At 69.3% G+C, this 17,122-nt stretch carries 18 protein-coding genes and 1 tRNA gene; 9 read left to right on the forward strand and 10 right to left on the reverse strand.

Annotation, left to right across the window (positions count from 1 at the left end; all coding sequences use genetic code 11):
* Nucleotides 1-46 precede the first annotated feature (46 nt).
* The 3 genes from ACYCO6_RS10425 to ACYCO6_RS10435 all read left to right on the forward strand — a co-directional run bounded on the left by ACYCO6_RS10425 (nucleotide 47) and on the right by ACYCO6_RS10435 (nucleotide 2,029).
* Complete coding sequence (locus ACYCO6_RS10425; RefSeq protein WP_459771701.1) at nucleotides 47-658, forward strand: shikimate kinase; 612 nt, start codon at nucleotides 47-49, stop codon at nucleotides 656-658.
* Between the two features lie 18 nt (nucleotides 659-676).
* The gene (aroB, locus tag ACYCO6_RS10430; protein ID WP_459771702.1) at nucleotides 677-1,822 is read left to right on the forward strand and encodes a 3-dehydroquinate synthase; all 1,146 of its coding nucleotides are present in this window, start codon (nucleotides 677-679) and stop codon (nucleotides 1,820-1,822) included.
* 131 nt (nucleotides 1,823-1,953) lie between these two features.
* Nucleotides 1,954-2,029 (forward strand) — tRNA-Thr (locus ACYCO6_RS10435).
* Nucleotides 2,030-2,452: 423 nt separating this feature from the next.
* Here the strand turns inward: ACYCO6_RS10435 and ACYCO6_RS10440 are convergent.
* Genes ACYCO6_RS10440 through ACYCO6_RS10470 form a run of 7 tightly spaced genes read right to left on the reverse strand, consistent with a single transcriptional unit; the run spans nucleotide 2,453 to nucleotide 6,649 of the window.
* Nucleotides 2,453-4,207 carry a complex I subunit 5 family protein gene (locus ACYCO6_RS10440; protein ID WP_459771703.1) on the reverse strand — a complete coding sequence of 585 codons (1,755 nt, stop codon included), beginning with the start codon at nucleotides 4,205-4,207 and terminating at the stop codon, nucleotides 2,453-2,455.
* Nucleotides 4,204-4,605, reverse strand: coding sequence for a sodium:proton antiporter (locus ACYCO6_RS10445; RefSeq protein ID WP_459773510.1), 402 nt, complete (start codon nucleotides 4,603-4,605; stop codon nucleotides 4,204-4,206). The genes ACYCO6_RS10440 and ACYCO6_RS10445 overlap by 4 nt, the downstream gene beginning before the upstream one ends.
* Nucleotides 4,606-4,607: 2 nt before the next feature.
* The gene (locus tag ACYCO6_RS10450; protein WP_459771704.1) at nucleotides 4,608-5,384 is read right to left on the reverse strand and encodes an MnhB domain-containing protein; all 777 of its coding nucleotides are present in this window, start codon (nucleotides 5,382-5,384) and stop codon (nucleotides 4,608-4,610) included.
* Nucleotides 5,381-5,632, reverse strand: a complete 252-nt coding sequence (locus ACYCO6_RS10455; protein ID WP_459771705.1) for a Na(+)/H(+) antiporter subunit B — start codon at nucleotides 5,630-5,632, stop codon at nucleotides 5,381-5,383. Before ACYCO6_RS10455 ends, ACYCO6_RS10450 begins: the two co-directional genes overlap by 4 nt.
* Nucleotides 5,629-5,913 carry a monovalent cation/H(+) antiporter subunit G gene (locus tag ACYCO6_RS10460; RefSeq protein WP_459771706.1) on the reverse strand — a complete coding sequence of 95 codons (285 nt, stop codon included), beginning with the start codon at nucleotides 5,911-5,913 and terminating at the stop codon, nucleotides 5,629-5,631. Before ACYCO6_RS10460 ends, ACYCO6_RS10455 begins: the two co-directional genes overlap by 4 nt.
* Nucleotides 5,910-6,161 (reverse strand): monovalent cation/H+ antiporter complex subunit F, encoded by a 252-nt coding sequence (locus ACYCO6_RS10465; protein ID WP_459771707.1) that lies wholly within the window; start codon nucleotides 6,159-6,161, stop codon nucleotides 5,910-5,912. Before ACYCO6_RS10465 ends, ACYCO6_RS10460 begins: the two co-directional genes overlap by 4 nt.
* A complete protein-coding gene (locus tag ACYCO6_RS10470; RefSeq protein WP_459771708.1) occupies nucleotides 6,158-6,649 on the reverse strand; it encodes a hypothetical protein in 492 nt (163 codons plus the stop codon). The genes ACYCO6_RS10465 and ACYCO6_RS10470 overlap by 4 nt, the downstream gene beginning before the upstream one ends.
* A gap of 150 nt (nucleotides 6,650-6,799) precedes the next feature.
* Between ACYCO6_RS10470 and ACYCO6_RS10475 the strand changes: the two genes are divergently transcribed.
* From ACYCO6_RS10475 to ACYCO6_RS10485, 3 genes are all read left to right on the forward strand, one after another.
* Nucleotides 6,800-7,369, forward strand: a complete 570-nt coding sequence (locus tag ACYCO6_RS10475) for an NUDIX domain-containing protein (RefSeq protein ID WP_459771709.1) — start codon at nucleotides 6,800-6,802, stop codon at nucleotides 7,367-7,369.
* A 115-nt stretch (nucleotides 7,370-7,484) separates the two neighbouring features.
* Nucleotides 7,485-9,203 carry an IlvD/Edd family dehydratase gene (locus tag ACYCO6_RS10480; RefSeq protein WP_459771710.1) on the forward strand — a complete coding sequence of 573 codons (1,719 nt, stop codon included), beginning with the start codon at nucleotides 7,485-7,487 and terminating at the stop codon, nucleotides 9,201-9,203.
* Between the two features lie 64 nt (nucleotides 9,204-9,267).
* Nucleotides 9,268-10,437 carry an acetyl-CoA acetyltransferase gene (locus ACYCO6_RS10485; protein WP_459771711.1) on the forward strand — a complete coding sequence of 390 codons (1,170 nt, stop codon included), beginning with the start codon at nucleotides 9,268-9,270 and terminating at the stop codon, nucleotides 10,435-10,437.
* A gap of 257 nt (nucleotides 10,438-10,694) precedes the next feature.
* Here the strand turns inward: ACYCO6_RS10485 and ACYCO6_RS10490 are convergent, their stop codons facing one another.
* The 3 genes from ACYCO6_RS10490 to ACYCO6_RS10500 all read right to left on the reverse strand — a co-directional run bounded on the left by ACYCO6_RS10490 (nucleotide 10,695) and on the right by ACYCO6_RS10500 (nucleotide 13,175).
* Nucleotides 10,695-11,987, reverse strand: coding sequence for an O-acetylhomoserine aminocarboxypropyltransferase/cysteine synthase family protein (locus tag ACYCO6_RS10490; protein ID WP_459771712.1), 1,293 nt, complete (start codon nucleotides 11,985-11,987; stop codon nucleotides 10,695-10,697).
* A gap of 58 nt (nucleotides 11,988-12,045) precedes the next feature.
* The gene (locus tag ACYCO6_RS10495; RefSeq protein WP_459771713.1) at nucleotides 12,046-12,432 is read right to left on the reverse strand and encodes a response regulator; all 387 of its coding nucleotides are present in this window, start codon (nucleotides 12,430-12,432) and stop codon (nucleotides 12,046-12,048) included.
* 86 nt (nucleotides 12,433-12,518) lie between these two features.
* Entirely contained in the window at nucleotides 12,519-13,175 is a 657-nt protein-coding gene (locus ACYCO6_RS10500) for an alpha/beta hydrolase (RefSeq protein WP_459773512.1), read from the reverse strand.
* A 271-nt stretch (nucleotides 13,176-13,446) separates the two neighbouring features.
* On the opposite strand from ACYCO6_RS10500, the gene ACYCO6_RS10505 reads away from it, so the two are divergent.
* The 3 genes from ACYCO6_RS10505 to sufC all read left to right on the forward strand — a co-directional run bounded on the left by ACYCO6_RS10505 (nucleotide 13,447) and on the right by sufC (nucleotide 17,122).
* Nucleotides 13,447-14,616, forward strand: a complete 1,170-nt coding sequence (locus tag ACYCO6_RS10505; protein WP_459771714.1) for a cysteine desulfurase family protein — start codon at nucleotides 13,447-13,449, stop codon at nucleotides 14,614-14,616.
* A 69-nt stretch (nucleotides 14,617-14,685) separates the two neighbouring features.
* Nucleotides 14,686-16,155 (forward strand): Fe-S cluster assembly protein SufB, encoded by a 1,470-nt coding sequence (sufB, locus tag ACYCO6_RS10510; RefSeq protein WP_459771715.1) that lies wholly within the window; start codon nucleotides 14,686-14,688, stop codon nucleotides 16,153-16,155.
* Nucleotides 16,156-16,369: 214 nt separating this feature from the next.
* A complete protein-coding gene (gene sufC / locus ACYCO6_RS10515) occupies nucleotides 16,370-17,122 on the forward strand; it encodes a Fe-S cluster assembly ATPase SufC (protein ID WP_459771716.1) in 753 nt (250 codons plus the stop codon).

Consider the following 17,122-nt stretch of genomic DNA (forward strand, 5'->3'; position numbering starts at 1 on the left):
TGTGCCGGGGGGGGCGGCGCGGAGCCGGGAACGCAATACGGATGCGATGCAGCGGTCGATGAGCGAGGAGGAGGCTGGTGAACCGATCGAGGCGCGGCTGCGCCGGGCGCTCGGCCCGCGCTCGATCGTGCTCGTCGGCTTGATGGGTGCAGGCAAGAGCACCGTCGGCCGCCGTCTGGCGAGCCGGCTCGGATTGATCTTCAAGGATGCCGATATCGAGATCGAGGCGGCGGCCGGCCTGACGATCCCGGACATCTTCGCCATCTACGGTGAGCCGAGCTTCCGGGACGGGGAGGAGCGCGTGATCTCGCGCCTGCTACGCGCCGGCCCCATGGTGCTGGCGACCGGGGGCGGCGCCTATCTGCGCGAGGCCACTCGCCTGCGCATCGCGGAATCCGCCGTCTCGGTCTGGCTGAAGGCCGACCTCGACGTGCTGATGCGTCGGGTGCGCAAGCGCGGGAACCGGCCGCTGCTCCAGACCGAGGACCCGGAGGCGACGATGCGCGACCTGATGGCCGTGCGTCATCCGGTCTATGCCGCGGCCGACGTGATGGTGATCTCGCGGGAGGTTTCGCACGACCGCGTCGTCCAGGACGTCATGGAGGCGCTGGACGCGCATCTCAATGGCGAGCGGTCCATCCCGGTTGCCGCCCAGTAAGATCCAGCGAGTCAGTCCGTGACCGAGCCCTCGACCCTTCCGGATCCTCTGACGGTCCATGTGCCCCTCGACGGCGGACGCGCCTACGACATCCTCATCGGCCGCGGCCTGATCGAGGCGGCCGGCGCGCGCGTCGCGGCTCTCGGAGGCCGCAGGGCGGCCATCGTGACCGACGCGAATGTCGGCGCACTCTATGCCGAGCGCCTGCGGGCCAGCCTGGAGGGCGCCGGTCTAGGCGCGGGCGTGGTGACGGTGGCCTCGGGCGAGGGCTCGAAATCCTATGCGGGCTACGCGGAGGTCTGCGACGGGCTGCTGGCCCTCAAGGTGGAGCGCGGCGATCTCGTCGTAGCTCTGGGCGGCGGCGTGGTCGGCGACCTCGCCGGGTTTGCGGCCGCGACCCTACGGCGGGGTGTCCGCTTCGTGCAGGTCCCGACCAGTCTGCTCGCCCAGGTGGATTCCTCGGTGGGTGGCAAGACCGGAATCAACGCGCCGCTCGGCAAGAACCTGATCGGCGCCTTCCACCAGCCCCGCCTGGTCCTGGCCGATACCGCAGCCCTCGACACCCTGTCGGAGCGCGAAATGCGGGCCGGCTATGCCGAAGTCGCCAAGTACGGCCTGATCAACGATCCCGCCTTCTTCGACTGGTGCGAGGCGCACTGGCGTGGAATCTTCGCCGGCGGGCCGGAGCGCGACGCCGCGGTGGCATCCTGCTGCCGGGCCAAGGCGGCGGTCGTGACCCGCGATGAGCGGGAGGATGGCGAGCGGGCGCTCCTGAATCTCGGCCACACCTTCGGCCACGCTCTCGAACGTCTGACGGGCTACGACCCGGCCCGGCTGGTGCACGGGGAGGGGGTGGCGATCGGTCTGGCGCTCGCCTTCCGCTTCTCGGCGCGGCTCGGGCTCTGCGCCGGCCAGGATGCAGGCCGCGTCGCCAACCATCTGGCGCTCGCCGGCCTCCCGACGCGCCTCCAGTCGGTTCCGGGCGGATGCGGCGACGCCGAGGCGATCCTGGACGCGATGGCGCAGGACAAGAAGGTGCGCGACGGCGCGCTGACCTTCATCCTGGCCCGCGGCATCGGGCAGAGCTTCATCGCGCCGGGCGTCGACCGGGCGGAGGTAGGGGCGTTCCTGCGGGACGAGTTGGCCCCGGATCCGCGCGTCTGAGCCCGCCTTGCGGCCCGAGCGGCCTTGCCTAAAGCGGGTCGGGTCGCTATGAGCCTGCCAAGTCCGGCGCCGAAAGGTCTGGACCTGCCGGCCGGGTGTTCCGGGCCGCGCACGGCCCCGCAGGGGCCCGGGCCGCAATAGCTCAGCTGGTAGAGCACCTCATTCGTAATGAGGGGGTCGGGGGTTCGAATCCCTCTTGCGGCACCACTTCCTGCCCGCCTCCCACTTCTCACCACTTAGCCGTACGCGGCAGGGTCATGTGCGAGGCGCTCAGACGAGGAGGTAGAATCCTCTAGTCCTTCCCTCCTCATCCTGGGGTGCCAGAACGAAGCCGAGACCTCGAAGGAGGGCTTCAGGAATCACAGCGCCGTCTGAAGGGCTCTTCGAGGCTTGTGCTCGCGCACAAGCACCTCAGGATGAGGTCGAAGATTGGGAATGTCCTGTAGCCACATTCCGGAGCCGTCCAGCCTCAAGGTGGTCTCGCCTCTCGCAGATGAACGGCCGGAGGACCGCGCAAGATTTCGACGCGATGGATCCCCCCTCGATCCAACCATCGAGAAGCGAGGATCTGCGTTCAGATCCAAGCCGTAACGACACAGACCAGCCGCGCAATCTCCCACGGTGCCGTCGTCAGACCATCGCCAGCACCGCCGCGATGACCGCCACCCCCACCGCCACCCACGCCGCGTAGTCGCCGATGAGGCCGCTGTGCAGGATCTCCAGCGCGCGCGTCGGCGCCGATTGCGTCACGCTGACCGGCCGGACCACGAATGACGGCAGGCGCTGCCGGAACAGCCCGTAGCTGGCGCCCGCCAGTGCCGCGGCCACGGAGGCCCAGGGCAACCAGCCGGGTCCCTCCACCAGCGCGCCGCTCTGAGGCCGGTGCATGAACGCCGCCGCGGCCCGTGGGAGCGCGTCCTCGATCAGGCTCGGCGGCAGCCCGACATCGAGAGCCAGCAGCGCGCAGCACGGCGCCAGCATCAGCCAGAGGGGGCGATTGGCCTTCTCGCGCTCGTCCTCGCTCGGCGCCCCGGCCTCGTCGCCCGGATCCGGCCCGAGCCCGAGGAAGATCCGGCCCGCCGCCCGCAGCACCGCCGCGCCCGTCAGCGCGGCGCCGATGGCGCTGGACGCCAGAGCGACCGCGTGGCCCCGGTCCGAGAGCGCTCCCTGGACGAGGCGGGTACCCTGGTCGAGTACCCCGATCGGCAGCCCGCAGAGCAGGAGACCGGCGAGCGCCATGGCCATGCCGGCCGGCCCGATCCCCCGCCCGAGACCGCGCAACGCGATCTCGTCGATACTCGCCCGAGTGGCCAGCAGGATGCCGGCGATCATGAACAGCGCACCCTTCACCAGCCCGTGGCCGACGAAATAGGCGAGCATACCGCCGGTGCCTCCCGCCGAGAGGGCGCCGATGCCGGTGAGCATGATCCCGGCATGCGAGATCGTCGAGAAGGCGAGCATCCGCTTCAGGTGACGCTGCAGCAGCGCCATCCAGCCGCCGAGCAGGGCGGTGGCGCTGCCGAGGCCGATGAAGAGGACCGGCAGCGCCTGCTGGACCTGATCGGACCCCGCGAAGACTACGGCACTTACCTTCGCGAGTCCGAATAGCCCCAGCGAGACCATCGATCCGGAGAAGATCACCGAGACTGGGCTCGGCGCCACCGCGTGGGCGTCGGCGAGCCAGAACTGGAACGGGACGATCGCGCCCTTGATCATCAAGGCGGTCGCCACGAGGCAGAAGGCACCCGCCACCACCGGATCGCGCCCGCCACGCGCCACCGCGGCCGCGATGCCGTCGAAGTCGAGGGTGCCGGTCTGCGCGTAGATCAGGCCGATGCCGCCGAGCATCAGGAAGCCGGCGAGGCTGTTGACCACCGTAAAGTTGATCGCGCCCGCGAGCGCGGATTCCTCCAGGTGATAGGCAGTCAGCGCGAAAGCGGCGACGCTCATCACCTCGAACCACACGAACAGGTTGAACATGTCGCGGGTGAAGCAGAACCCGACCATGGCGGCCAGGAACAGGAGCATCAGGATCTGGAAGTGGCCGTGCGTGCGGCCGAAGAATCCCCAGGCAAACACGAAGGTGAGGGCGTAGAGCAGGCCGATGAAGGCCGCGACCCAGCCGCTGGCCACGTCCACCGAGAAGCCGATTCCGAGATGGACGCCGTCGCGCGACTCCCAGCCGCCGAACCAGTAGACGAGCGGCCCCTCGGCGGCGTGCATGGCGATCACACCGGCGAGGGCAGCCACGACCAGGGCGGTGAGCGTCGCCAGGATATCGGGCAGCCGGCCCGGCAGCAGATGCGCGGTCGCCAGACTCGCCGCGCACATCACGAGAGGGATCGCGACCGGCAGGGGGAGGAGCGCGGCGGGGAAATCCGTCACGACGCGGCCCGCTCCCCGTTCTCGACGTCGCTGGAGCCCTGACCACGACCGGATTTCCCCCCCGCGCGCATCGGCCGGACCTTCTCGGGATCGAGACTGCCGCCGCGCTTGTAGACCTGGATCGTCAGGACAAGGAGCAGCGCGGTGAGCGTCGCGCCGACCACGATGTCGGTGAGCACGAGCGCCTGCATCACGGGGTCGACCGCGGGTGTGCCCGGCGGATGATCGTAGAAGATCGGCGCGATGCTGCCCCAGCGATAGCCGAGGCCGAGCAGGAGCACGTAGGTCGCCGACTGGCAGACGCCGAGGCAGCCGACGAGGTGGATGAAGTTGCGGCTCGTGGCGATGCCGTAGAGGCCGACGCCGAACAGCCACGCGGCGACCGCGTAAGGCAGCATACTCACACGGATTCCTCCCCGGGCTCGTCGGGCTCGTCTGCCTCGCGGGTCTCCTCCATGAATTCCAGGAAGAGCTGGGTGAACCCGCCCGTCACCGCCAGGGCGACGCCGAGGTTCTCGACGAGCATCAGGCCGCCGGAGAACAGGTCGCGGAAGGTGCCGAGCGGCAGGACATTCTGCAGGAAGGCGGCGCCGACGAGCATCGGCGCCAGGCCGCACAGGGCGAAGAGCAGGGCGCCCCCGCCCTCCAGGGCGTCGAGCCAGTGGCTGCGCACGGCGTCGCGCCAGCCGGCATAGCCCTCGCCGAGGTAGATCAGCAGGGTCGCGGAGGCGAGGATCACCCCGCCCTGGAACCCGCCGCCGGGGGTGACGGTCGCGTGCAGCACCACGTAGAGTCCGAACAGGGCGGTGAGCGGGCCGGCGATCCGGCAGACCAGCACCACGGCGTCCGAGCGGGGGATCACGGCACGGCCGGGCCGGCGCATGGCGCGCTCGGTGTTGCCCTCGCCGCGGCGGCCGCGCAGGAGCACGACCGTCCCCGTGATGGCGGCCAGCAGCATGAACTCCTCGCCGAGAGTGTCGAGGCCGCGCAGGTCGAAGTTGATCGCGCTCACCATGTTGGCGACGTGTCGGGCCTCCGGGGTGATCGCGTTGATGCGTTCGCCGTACTGCGCGATCGTCGAGCCGAAGGGCGGCAGGCCGGCGATGACCTCGGCGGCGCCGGGCAGCAGGACGAGCCCGGCCAGCACCAGCAGCGCGATGCGGAACCGCGGGCTCACGATTCCTCCTCAGGCGGCTGCGTCCGTACGGCCATCAGCGCCACGAGGAACAGCAGCGGCACCGCGGCGGTCCCCACCGCCAGTTCGGAGAGGGCGACGTCGGGCGCCTGCAGCGCGTCGAACAGGACCGTCAGGACGAGCCCGTTGACCGCGATGGCGAAGACCTGCCGGGCGGGGTCGCGCACGAGCACCACGGCCGTGCCGGAGACGGCCGTCAGCAGGAACAGCAGCGGCAGGATGACGCTCATGCCGACCTACCCTCGCGCATCAGCACGGCCCGGCCGGAGACGTGCGAGAGCACCGCGGCCCAGGCGAGATAGACGCCCATCATCAGCAGGATCTTCAGCGAGCGCCCGGAGATGCCGTCGGCCAGGAAGGCCGCCACCACGACGAGAGCGGAGGCCGCGACGTTGAGGAAGGCCAGCGCGTGCAGCCGGTCGAGCGCCCGCGGCAGCCGCCACAGGGCCAGAGCCGAGAGCCACGTCGCTGCCACCGCCAGACCGAGCACCAGACCGATCGGGACGCTCATATCCAGCGCTCCAGAAACACCGCGAGCAGCATGGTGCCGGGCAGGTTGAGGAGGACCAGGGTCAGCGCGAGGTCCGTAGTCGAAGACTGGTCGGTGGCGAAGGACAGGAGGGTCAGGATCAGCACCGTGACGCTCCCCGCGACCTGATAGGCTGCGAAGCGCTGCCCGGGCCGCCCGCGCCACGCCAGGACCGCGGACAGAGCCAGGGGCGGCAGGAGCGCCAGGGTGGCGACCGTCCAGATGCTCATGACGCCTGCTCCTCCAAGGCGTGCGTCGCCACCGTGCCGTGCGCGCGGTCGACCGTCAGCACGTAGCTGTCCGGGGCCAGTGAGGCGGAGAGCAGCCCGAGGGCTCGCGCGGCCGGAGCCGTGTCCCCCGTTGACGTGGCCCAGGCCACGTCGGCGGCGCTGCGCTCGCGGGTTTGCCCGCCACCGGCGCGCCCGAGCAGGGCCCTGGCGAGATGGATCCCGACCCGGGCGGTCTGGCGAGGCATACCGAGGATGGCCGGCCCGAGCGGTCGGAACGGCCCCAGTCCGAAGTGGAAATGGATGTCGCCGCGCCGTCCCACGGCCCACCACCAGAGCGTACCCAGGCTGGCACAGGCGAGGGCGGCCAAGACCTCGTTCAGGCTCACCGATCCGGCGAACACCAGGTAAGTGAGGGCGAGGGCGACCCAGATGGCCACGGCGTCGCGCGTCGACCGCTTCTTGATCCCGCTGATCGGTCCTGCCTGCATCGATCCTGACCGGAGCGCGCCGCGGAAGCGTGGCCGTGCGCCTGACCCGACCCAAACGTGGACCGGAGCGACCGCGTTCCCGGAACCCGCGGACACGCCTCCGTGTAAGCACAGCGTGGCGCGGGAAGGTTCCGCGCGTGAGGGCGAGCTATGAAAGCCGAGATCCTGACCATCCGCTTCATCCACGAAGGCTGGAGCCGGTTCGGGATCGCGCAGGTGCGCCTCGCCGATGGCGCGGTCGTGGAGCGCGAGATCGAAGACCACGGCAATTCGGTGGGGGTCCTGCCCTACGATCCCGAGCGCAAGGTCGCGACCCTCGTGCGCGAGTTGCGGGTGCCGCCGCTCTTCGCGGCCGGCGAGCAGGTCCAGCTTGAAGCGCCCGCCGGCCTCATCGACGACGGCAGCCCCGAGGAGAACGCCCGCCGCGAGGTGTTGGAGGAGGTCGGCCTGCGCCTCCGCGACCTCGAATTCGTCAGCGCCACCTATTCCTGCGCGAGCCTCACCACCGAGAAGATCCACCTCTACCTCGCCCCCTACGGCCGGGTGGACCGCGCGGAGGCGGGCGGGGGCGCCGAGGGCGAGCACGAGAACATCCGGATCGTCGAGATGCCGCTCGCCGAGCTCGCCCGCAGGGCGGACCGGGCCGAACTCACCGACCTGAAGACCCTCACCCTCGTCCTGGCGCTGCGCGCGCGCCATCCGGAGCTGTTCCCCGCGTGAGAATCCGCTATCGCGTACTCGCGCGGTGGTTGCTGGTAGCCGTCGTGCTCGCCGGGGTCGCGTGGATCGCGTTCCACCTGCGCTGACCGCCGGCCGTGTTTCAGGGATCGATGGCATGAGCGAAGACGCCGGACACGCCGAACCGCACGGGCTCGACCGCGGGCTGACCAACTACGGCGACCGCGATTTCGCCCGTTACCTGCGCCGCTCCTTCGCCCGCTCGATGGGCATCTCGCCCGGCCTGCTGAACAAGCCTGTGGTCGGCATCGCCATGACGCCGTCGGGCTTCAACAACTGCCACAGGGGCATGCCCGAGTTGGTGGAGGCGGTCTCCCGCGGCGTGCTGGCGGCCGGCGCCCTGCCGCGGCCGTTCCCGACCGTGTCGCTCGGCGAGGTTTTCCTCAACCCGACCAGCATGATGTACCGCAACCTGATGGCCATGGACACGGAGGAGATGATCCAGGCCCAGCCGATGGACGCGGTCGTGCTGATCGGCGGCTGCGACAAGACCGTGCCGGCTCAGCTCATGGGCGCGGCCTCCGCCGACCTCCCGGCGATCCAGCTCGTCACCGGCCCGATGTCGACCGGCCGCCACCGCGGCCAGCGGCTCGGCGCCTGCACGGATTGCCGGGGCTTCTGGGCGAAGTACCGCGCCGGCACCGTCGACGCCCAGGAGATCGCCGAGGTCGAGGGACGGCTCTCCGTCACTGCCGGCACCTGCGCGGTGATGGGCACGGCCTCGACCATGGCGTGCATCGCCGAGGCTCTCGGCATGTCGCTGCCCGGCACCGCGGCGATCCCGGCGGTGCATTCCGACCGGTTGGTGGCCGCCGAGGAATCGGGCCGTGCCGCGGTGCGGCTGATCCAGTCGAAGATCACGCCCTCGCAGGTCATCACGCAGAAGTCGGTGGAGAACGCCATCCGGGTGCTGATGGCGGTCTCGGGCTCCACAAACGCCATCGTCCATCTCACGGCGATCGCCGGGCGGCTGGGCATCCGCATCCCCTACGAGCGGTTCAACCAGATCTCGGACGAGACGCCGGTGTTGGTCGACCTGAAGCCCGTGGGCGAGGGCTACATGGAGGATTTCCACGCGGCCGGCGGCATGGGGGCGCTGCTGCGCGAGCTGCGGCCGCTCCTGCACCTCGACACCGTGGACGTGGAGGGCCGCACGCTCGCCGAGCGCCTGGACGAGCCTGCCGGGTGGGTCGACCGCGCGGTGATCCGCGCCTTCGACAACCCCGTCTCGCCGGTCGGCGGCTTGGTGGCGCTCACCGGCAATCTCGCCCCCGAGGGCGCGATCTTCAAACGGGCGGCCGCGACCCCGGAGCTGTTCGAATCCGAAGGCCGGGCAGTGGTGTTCACCGGCCTGGAGGATCTGAGCCGGCGGATCGACGATCCCGATCTCGACGTGGGCCCAGGCGACGTGCTGGTCCTGCAGAATGCCGGCCCGCACGCAGCTGGCATGCCCGAGGCGGGCTACCTGCCCATTCCAAAGAAGCTCGCCCGGGCGGGGGTGAAGGACATGGTGCGGATCTCCGACGCGCGGATGTCCGGCACGGCCTTCGGATCGATCGTCCTGCACATCGCCCCGGAATCGGCCATCGGCGGCCCGCTGGCGGCGGTGCGCGACGGCGACCGGATCCGCCTGTCGATCCGGGACAAGCGGATCGACCTGCGGGTGGAGGACGCCGAGATCGCCCGGAGGCTCGCCGACCATCGGCCGCCGCCGGCCCCGACCCGGGGCTACAAGGCGCTCTACCGGCGCACCGTCACGCAGGCCCCGGAGGGCTGCGACTTCGACTTCCTGATGGGGGAAGGCGAGGCGGGCTGATCGGCCGGCTTGATCGCCGGCCACGCCGGGCCCATCGTCCGTTCAGGACTCGGGAGGTCACCGGATGACGCGCGCCTGCATCGTGGGCTGGGCCCACACCCCGTTTGGCAAGCTCGAGGAGCCGGATGTCGAAGGCCTGATCGCCCGAGTCTCCGGCGAGGCGCTGGCCCATGCCGGCGTCGAGGAGGCTCAGGTCGACGGCATCTACGTGGGCTCGATGAACACCGGCTTCTCGAAGCAGGGGTTTGAAGGTTCGCTCGTCGCGGTGAACCGGCCCGGCCTCGCCCACGTCCCGGCGACACACCTGGAGAATGCCTGCGCCACGGGCTCAGCGGCGCTCTACGCGGCCCTCGACTTCGTCGACAGCGGCCGGGGCCGCGTGGCCCTGGTGATCGGCGCCGAGAAGATGACGGCCAAGACCGTCGCCGAGACCGGGGACATCCTGCTCGGCGCCTCCTACCGGAAGGAGGAGGCTGACATCGAGGGCGGCTTCGCCGGCGTTTTCGCGCGGATCGCGGCGGGCTACTTCCAGCGCTACGGCGACCGCAGCGAGGAGCTGGCCCGGATCGCCGCCAAGAACCACCGCAACGGCGTCGGCAACCCCTACGCGCAGCTGCGCAAGGATCTCGGCTTCGAGTTCTGCAACCGGGTGTCGGACAAGAACCCCTACGTGGCGGCGCCCCTGCGGCGCACCGACTGCTCGCTGATCTCGGACGGAGCGGCGGCGCTGGTGGTGGCGGACGCCGAGACCGCCGAGGGACTGGAGCGGGCCATCGGCTTCCGCGCCCGGGCCCATGTCAACGACATCCTGCCCCTGTCTCGCCGCGACCCGACCGAGTTCAAGGGCGCGCGGCTCGCCTGGGAGAAGGCGCGGGGTCAGGCGGGGATCGGCAACGAGGACCTCTCCTTCGTCGAGACCCATGACTGCTTCACCATCGCCGAACTGATCGAATACGAGGCGATGGGGCTCGCCGCCCCGGGCGAGGGATATCGCGTGGTGCGCGAGGGCCTGACCGAGAAGGGTGGCCGGCTTCCGGTCAACCCGTCCGGCGGCCTGAAGGCGAAGGGCCATCCGGTCGGCGCCACCGGCGTGTCGATGCACGTGATGGCCTGCCTGCAACTCATGGGCGAGGCCGGCGAGATGCAGGTGCCGGGCGCGGAGCTCGCCGGGATCTTCAACATGGGCGGCGCGGCGGTGGCCAACTACGTGTCGATCCTGGAGCGGCGGCGCTGAGACGCATTGGCTCGGGCCGTTGAAGGCACGGCACGACGCGCCCTCATCCTGCGGTGCTCCGCAGCAGACTCGAAGGAGGTTTCCAGGGGTCGCGGCGCTTTTCCGGAGGACTCCTTCGAGGCCTTCGCTGTGCTCCGGCACCTCAGGATGAGGGCGCGCATGGGAGGATCGAAAGTCCCTCACCGCCTGCCCACCGACCGTCGACGCGCAATCGGCCCGTGGCGACGAGCCGCGCAGTCTCGATGACGATCCGGCCGTTAGCCCAGCCTATCCAGCGCCTGCTTGAGATCGGCGATCAGGTCAGCCTCGTTCTCCAGCCCGATCGACAGCCGGACGGTCTCCGGACCCACCCGCGCGGCGGCCTTCTCGTGCTCCGGCAGCTGTCGGTGCGTGGTCGAAGACGGGTGGATCGCCAGCGACTTGATCTCGCCGATGTTCACGAGGTGGGAGATCAGCTCCAAACCGGCGATGAACTTCAGAGCCGCCGGCTCGCCGCCCTTCAGCGCGAAGGTGAAGATCGAGCCCGGACCGTTCGGCGTGTAGCGCCGGGCGAGGTCCTCTCCGGGCTGGTCCGGAAGCCCGGGATAGCTCACCCATTCCACCGCCGGGTGATCCTTGAGGAAGGCTGCCACCGCCCGGGCGTTGGCGCAGTGCCGCTCCATGCGCAGCGGCAGGGTCTCGATGCCCATGAGCGTCAGGAACGCGTTCATCGGTGACAGGCCGGGGCCGAGGTCGCGCAGGCCGAAGAAGCGGCACGCCGCCGCGAACGGGGTCTCCGGGAAAGCCTTGGTCAGCACAAGTCCGTCGTAGTCCGGCCAAGGCTCGGTGATGAGGTTGTAGCCGCCGGCTCTTGCCCAATCGAAGGTCCCGGCATCGCAGATCATGCCGCCGATCGTCTGGCCGGAGCCGCCCAGGAACTTCGAGGTCGAGTGCACGACGATGTCGGCGCCGTGCTCGATCGGACGGATGAGGGCCGGCGAGGCGAGCGTGTTGTCCACCACCAGCGGCAATCCGTGGCGGCGCGCCACTGCGGCGATGCCGGCGAGATCCATCACCGAGGCGCAGGGATTCACGATCGATTCGCAGATGATCGCCCGGCAATCGGGCGTGATCGCCGCCTCGAAATCCTCCGGGTCCATGCTGGCGGCGAAGCGGGGCTTCAGATCGTAGCGCCCGTCGAGGCGCCGCATCAGGCCGAGCGAGCCGCCGAACAGGCGCGGGGAGGCGACATAGGCGTCCCCGCTCTTCATCAGCGTCATCAGCACGAGCAGCATGGCCGACTGCCCAGAGGAGACCGCCACCGCGGCCTTGGCGCCTTCGAGGTCGGCGATGCGCTTCTCCAGCGCCGCGACCGTCGGGTTCGAGCCGCGGGAATAGGAGAAGCCGGTCCGGCGGCCTGCGAAGATGTCGGCGGCCTGCTCGGTGGAGTCGAAGACGAAGCCGTTGGTGAAGTAGATCGGCTGGACCCGCGCGCCTGTGGCAGGGTCCGGCGCCGCGCCGGCATGGATGGCCCGCGTCGCGAAACGGTACGGTCGGTTCTGGTCCGTCATGGCTCTCGGTCGGGTGTGCGGCGCCCGGCCCCCGGGTCAGCCCGAGCGGGTCGGTTCGTCAGGCCGCGCGGCGGATGAAGGCATGGAGGGTCCGAACCAGGGTCGTCGGCTCGTAGGGCTTCGGGATGAAGCGCGCGCCCTCCGGCATGTCGTTCGGGCCGGGCGTGCCCATGCCGGAGACCACCAGTACGGGGATCGACGGCCAGCGATGCGCCACGAGGCGCGCCAGGGCAAAGCCGTCCATCGAGCCCTGCGGCATGTCGACATCCGTCATCAGGACGCCGACATCGTCGCGGTTCTCCAGGACCTTCAGTGCCTTGTCGGCGTGGCTCGCCTCCACCACCGTGAAGCCGGCATCCGCCAAGGTGTCGGATGCCTCCATCAGCAGGAGGCCGTCATCTTCCACCAGCAGCACCACGGGATGGTCGGACGGGCTTTCTGACATCAGACCTGCGGAGGTGAGTCTCAATTCCGAAGCCCGCGCCGTATTCCCCTGGGGCTCCCCGCGTCAAGGCGCGCGGTCCTGCTGCGTTAGGCCGCCTCCTCGCGCTTGCCGAGCCGCTTGTCGAGATAGGTCTCCACTGTCTGGGTCAGTTCCTCGACCTTTCCGTCGAAGAAGTGATTCGCTCCTTCGACCATCTGGTGCTCGATGATGACGCCCTTCTGGGTCTTCACCTTCTCGATCACCGGCATGACCTCGCGGGCGGGCGCCACCCGGTCTTCCGAGCCGTGTACGAACAGGCCCGAGGAGGGACAGGGGGCCAGGAAGGTGAAGTCGTAGCGGTTGGCCATGGCGGCGATGGAGATGAAGCCCTCGATCTCCGGGCGGCGCATCAGCAGCTGCATGCCGATCCAAGAGCCGAAGGACACACCGGCGATCCAGCAGGCCTTCGCCTCCGGATTGACCGATTGCACCCAATCGAGAGCGGCCGCGGCGTCGGAGAGCTCACCCGAGCCGTGATCGAACGAACCCTGGCTGCGGCCGACCCCACGGAAATTGAAACGCAGGGCTGCGAAGCCGCGATTGGCGAAGGTGTAAAAAAGGTTGTACACAATTTGATTGTTCATCGTACCCCCGAACTGGGGATGCGGGTGCAGGATGATGGCGATCGGCGCGCCGCGCTTCTTGGGTGCTTGGTAACGGCCTTCCAGGCGGCCGGCCGGGCCGGTGAAAATCACTTCGGGCATCGTTCGTCTCTCGCTTTCGAGGTTGCCCGCCACGGAATCCGAACGAGGACGAGGCAGCCTTGACTCATCGTGCACGCACCATAAAAGCACTCTTAGAACAGTTCTAGGCGATTAGAACTGTTCTAAAAAGGAAGCTCGATACAGCGCGCGGGCTACCCGCACCGGTCCTGTCGGTTGGCGGACCTCATTGTCTCGGGGCGCCATAGCACGGCGGGCCCGTGTGCGGGCAAGGAATTGTGACGCGCTGCAGCAGGGGAACCACGGACCGTCGATGAGCCGGGCACGCGCCTATCTCGATTACAACGCCACCGCTCCAGTCCGCCCGGCCGTGGCGGATGCTGTGGCGCGCGCGCTTATGCTCCCCGGCAACCCGTCTTCGATCCACGCGGAAGGGCGTGCCGCCCGGGCAGCCCTGGAAGCCGCCCGCGCCCAGGTCGCCGCCCTCGTGAATGCCCGGCCCGAGCAGGTGATCTTTACCAGTGGTGGGACCGAGGCGGCGAACGCAGTCCTCTCGGGTGCCCTGCGCGGTCGCAACCTGCCGGCCCCCACGCGCCTTCTCCATTCCGCTACGGAGCATCCCTGCGTCGCCGCCGGCCATCGGTTCCCGGAAGGGACCGTGGAGGAGTTGCCGGTCACAGCCGCGGGCGTGATCGACCTCGCCGCGCTGGAGGCGCGTCTCGCTGCCCTGACGGACGAGACCCTGCTCCTCTCGGTCCACGCCGCCAACAACGAGACCGGCGCGGTGCAGCCGCTGGCCGAGGTCGTAGCCCTGGCGCGGGCACACGGCCGGACGCTGGTCCACAGCGACGCGGTGCAGGCGGCCGGCAAGCTCCCCCTCGACATGGCCGGCCTCGGCCTGGATGCGCTCACCCTGTCGGGCCACAAGTTCGCAGCCCCCAAGGGGGTCGGAGCCCTGGTGCTGGCGGACGGCGTCACCCTGGAGAGCGCCTTCCTGCGCGGCGGCGGCCAAGAGCGCCGGCAGCGCTGCGGCACCGAGTGCCTGCCCGCCATCGTCGGGATGGGCGAGGCGGCGCGGATCGCCCGCGAATCGCTCGACCAGGAGTCGCCCCGCCTGTCTGCGCTCCGCGACCAGATTGCGGCCGGCGTGCAGGCCCTTGCACCCGACGCGGTGGTGTTCGCCGCCGGGGCCCCGCGCCTGCCCAACACCCTCAGCTTCTCGGTCCCGGGCCTCGACGCGCCCTCGGCCCTGATCGCCCTCGACCTCGCCGGCGTGGCGGTGTCGTCGGGCTCGGCCTGCTCCTCGGGCAAGGTCGCGCGCTCGGCGACGCTCGCCGCGATGGGTGTCGGTCCGGACCTCGCCGGGGGGGCGCTGCGCGTCAGCCTCGGCTGGAACACGGTGGACGAGGAGGTGGCATGCTTCCTCGACGCCTTCGAACGGGCTTTAGAGCCCCTATATAAACGGCGAGGTCATGCGGCCTGAGCGCCGCAACCCCCGCTTTCCGACAGACGCTTCCCGGTCCTTGACGCCGGAGATGCCTAGGAGACGCTGATGCCTGCTGTGCAGGAAACCATTGACCGGGTCCGCTCGATCGACCTCGATCAGTACAAGTACGGGTTCGAGACCACCATCGAGATGGAGAAGTCCGAGAAGGGCATCTCCGAGGACGTGATCCGCTTCATCTCGGCCAAGAAGAATGAGCCCGCGTGGCTGCTGGAGTGGCGCCTCGACGCCTATCGGCGCTGGCTGACCATGAAGGAGCCGGAGTGGGCGCGCGTCACCTACGACAAGGTCGACTACAACGACATCTACTACTACGCCGCCCCGAAGCGGAAAGGCCCGGAATCTCTCGACGAGATCGATCCCGAGATCCTGAAGACCTACGAGAAGCTCGGCATCCCGCTGCGCGAGGTCGAGGTGCTGGAAGGCATCGCGCCGGAGCGCCGCGTCGCGGTCGACGCCGTGTTCGACTCCGTCTCGGTGGCCACCACCTTCAAGAAGGAGCTGGAGAAGGCGGGCGTGATCTTCATGCCGATTTCCGAGGCCGTGCGCGAGCATCCCGAGCTGGTGCAGAAGTACCTCGGCTCGGTCGTACCGGTGACCGACAACTTCTTCGCGACGCTGAACTCGGCCGTGTTCTCGGACGGGTCGTTCGTCTACATCCCGCCGGGCGTGCGCTGCCCGATGGAACTGTCGACCTATTTCCGCATCAACGAGCGCGACACCGGCCAGTTCGAACGTACGCTGATCATCGCCGACAAGGGCTCCTACGTCTCGTACCTCGAGGGCTGCACCGCTCCGAAGCGCGACGACAACCAGCTCCACGCCGCCGTGGTCGAGCTCGTCGCCCTTGAGGATGCCGAGATCAAGTACTCAACCGTCCAGAACTGGTACCCGGGCGACAATGAGGGCAAGGGCGGCATCTACAACTTCGTCACGAAGCGTGGCGATTGCCGCGGCGCCCGCTCGAAGATCTCCTGGACCCAGGTCGAGACCGGCTCGGCGATCACCTGGAAGTACCCGTCCTGCATCCTGCGCGGCGACGAATCCCGCGGCGAGTTCTACTCGATCGCGGTGTCGAACGGCATGCAGCAGGTCGATTCCGGCACCAAGATGATCCACCTCGGCAAGAACACCACGAGCCGGATCATCTCGAAGGGCATCTCGGCGGGCCGCTCGCAGAACACCTACCGAGGCCTTGTCTCGGCCCACAGGAAGGCCAAGGGCGCGCGCAACTTCACGAACTGCGACTCGCTCCTGATCGGCGATCAGTGCGGCGCGCACACGGTGCCCTACATCGAGTCGAAGAACGCCTCGGCGGTGTTCGAGCACGAGGCGACCACCTCGAAGATCTCCGAGGAGCAGATGTTCTACTGCCAGCAGCGTGGCCTCTCCGAGGAGGAGGCGACCGCGCTGATCGTCAACGGCTTCGTCCGGGACGTGCTGCAGCAACTGCCCATGGAGTTTGCCGTCGAGGCCCAGAAGCTGATCTCGATCAGCCTCGAGGGCTCGGTGGGCTGACCGCCTGACCGACGCGACGACTTTTCCCTCCCCCCTCTGCGGGGGGAGGGCGCTTGCGCAGCAGGCGGGAGAGGGGCAGCGCGACGCGTCGGGACATGGCGCCTCCCGCGCCCTCTCCGGCGGCCGCGCCCCCTCTCCCGACCCTCGCTGACGCGAGGGCCACCCTCTCCCGCAGAAGGGGAGGGGCTTCGGAACCCAACAGGACTACCGACCTATGCTGGAAATCAAGAACCTCGTCGTGCAGATCGAGGACAACCGCATCCTCAACGGCCTCGACCTCACCGTGAAGGACGGCGAGGTCGCCGCCATCATGGGCCCGAACGGTTCGGGCAAGTCGACGCTCTCCTACGTCATCGCCGGCAAGGAAGATTACGAGGTCCTCGACGGCGAGATCCTGCTCGACGGCCACAACCTGCTGGAGATGGAGCCCGACGAGCGCGCCGCGGCCGGCGTGTTCCTGGCCTTCCAGTACCCGCTGGAGATCCCGGGCGTCGGCACCATGACCTTCCTCAAGGCCTGCCTGAACGCACAGCGCAAGGCCCGCGGCGAGGGCGAGATCTCGACCCCCGACTTCATCCGCGCGGTCAACAGCGCCGCGGACCGGCTCGAGATCAACAGGGACATGCTCAAGCGCGCCCTCAACGTCGGCTTCTCCGGCGGCGAGAAGAAGCGCATGGAGATCCTCCAGATGGCGCTGCTGGAGCCGAAGTTCTGCGTCCTCGACGAGACCGATTCCGGCTTGGACATCGACGCGCTGCGCATCGTCTCCGAGGGCGTGAATGCGCTCCGCGACAAGGGCCGGTCCTTCCTCGTGATCACCCATTACCAGCGCCTGCTGAACCACATCGTGCCCGACGTCGTGCACGTCATGTCGAAGGGCCGGATCGTGAAGACCGGCGGCAAGGAGCTCGCCCTCGAGCTCGAGGCCTCCGGCTACGCCGAGTACCGCGCCAGCGAGGCGGCTTAA

The sequence above is a fragment of the Methylobacterium sp. CM6257 genome (assembly GCF_054611515.1).

What these genes read in the sequence shown, in the direction of transcription:
- ACYCO6_RS10475 (WP_459771709.1), top strand. Translation starts at nt 6,800, where the DNA reads ATGAAAGCCGAGATCCTGACCATCCGCTTCATCCACGAAGGCTGGAGC.
- ACYCO6_RS10485 (WP_459771711.1), top strand. Translation starts at nt 9,268, where the DNA reads ATGACGCGCGCCTGCATCGTGGGCTGGGCCCACACCCCGTTTGGCAAG.
- ACYCO6_RS10425 (WP_459771701.1), top strand. Translation starts at nt 47, where the DNA reads ATGCAGCGGTCGATGAGCGAGGAGGAGGCTGGTGAACCGATCGAGGCG.
- ACYCO6_RS10495 (WP_459771713.1), bottom strand. Translation starts at nt 12,432, where the DNA reads ATGTCAGAAAGCCCGTCCGACCATCCCGTGGTGCTGCTGGTGGAAGAT.
- ACYCO6_RS10445 (WP_459773510.1), bottom strand. Translation starts at nt 4,605, where the DNA reads ATGCTGCCTTACGCGGTCGCCGCGTGGCTGTTCGGCGTCGGCCTCTAC.
- ACYCO6_RS10470 (WP_459771708.1), bottom strand. Translation starts at nt 6,649, where the DNA reads ATGCAGGCAGGACCGATCAGCGGGATCAAGAAGCGGTCGACGCGCGAC.
- ACYCO6_RS10500 (WP_459773512.1), bottom strand. Translation starts at nt 13,175, where the DNA reads ATGCCCGAAGTGATTTTCACCGGCCCGGCCGGCCGCCTGGAAGGCCGT.
- ACYCO6_RS10490 (WP_459771712.1), bottom strand. Translation starts at nt 11,987, where the DNA reads ATGACGGACCAGAACCGACCGTACCGTTTCGCGACGCGGGCCATCCAT.
- ACYCO6_RS10505 (WP_459771714.1), top strand. Translation starts at nt 13,447, where the DNA reads ATGAGCCGGGCACGCGCCTATCTCGATTACAACGCCACCGCTCCAGTC.
- sufB (WP_459771715.1), top strand. Translation starts at nt 14,686, where the DNA reads ATGCCTGCTGTGCAGGAAACCATTGACCGGGTCCGCTCGATCGACCTC.
- ACYCO6_RS10465 (WP_459771707.1), bottom strand. Translation starts at nt 6,161, where the DNA reads ATGAGCATCTGGACGGTCGCCACCCTGGCGCTCCTGCCGCCCCTGGCT.
- ACYCO6_RS10480 (WP_459771710.1), top strand. Translation starts at nt 7,485, where the DNA reads ATGAGCGAAGACGCCGGACACGCCGAACCGCACGGGCTCGACCGCGGG.
- sufC (WP_459771716.1), top strand. Translation starts at nt 16,370, where the DNA reads ATGCTGGAAATCAAGAACCTCGTCGTGCAGATCGAGGACAACCGCATC.
- ACYCO6_RS10455 (WP_459771705.1), bottom strand. Translation starts at nt 5,632, where the DNA reads ATGAGCGTCATCCTGCCGCTGCTGTTCCTGCTGACGGCCGTCTCCGGC.
- ACYCO6_RS10460 (WP_459771706.1), bottom strand. Translation starts at nt 5,913, where the DNA reads ATGAGCGTCCCGATCGGTCTGGTGCTCGGTCTGGCGGTGGCAGCGACG.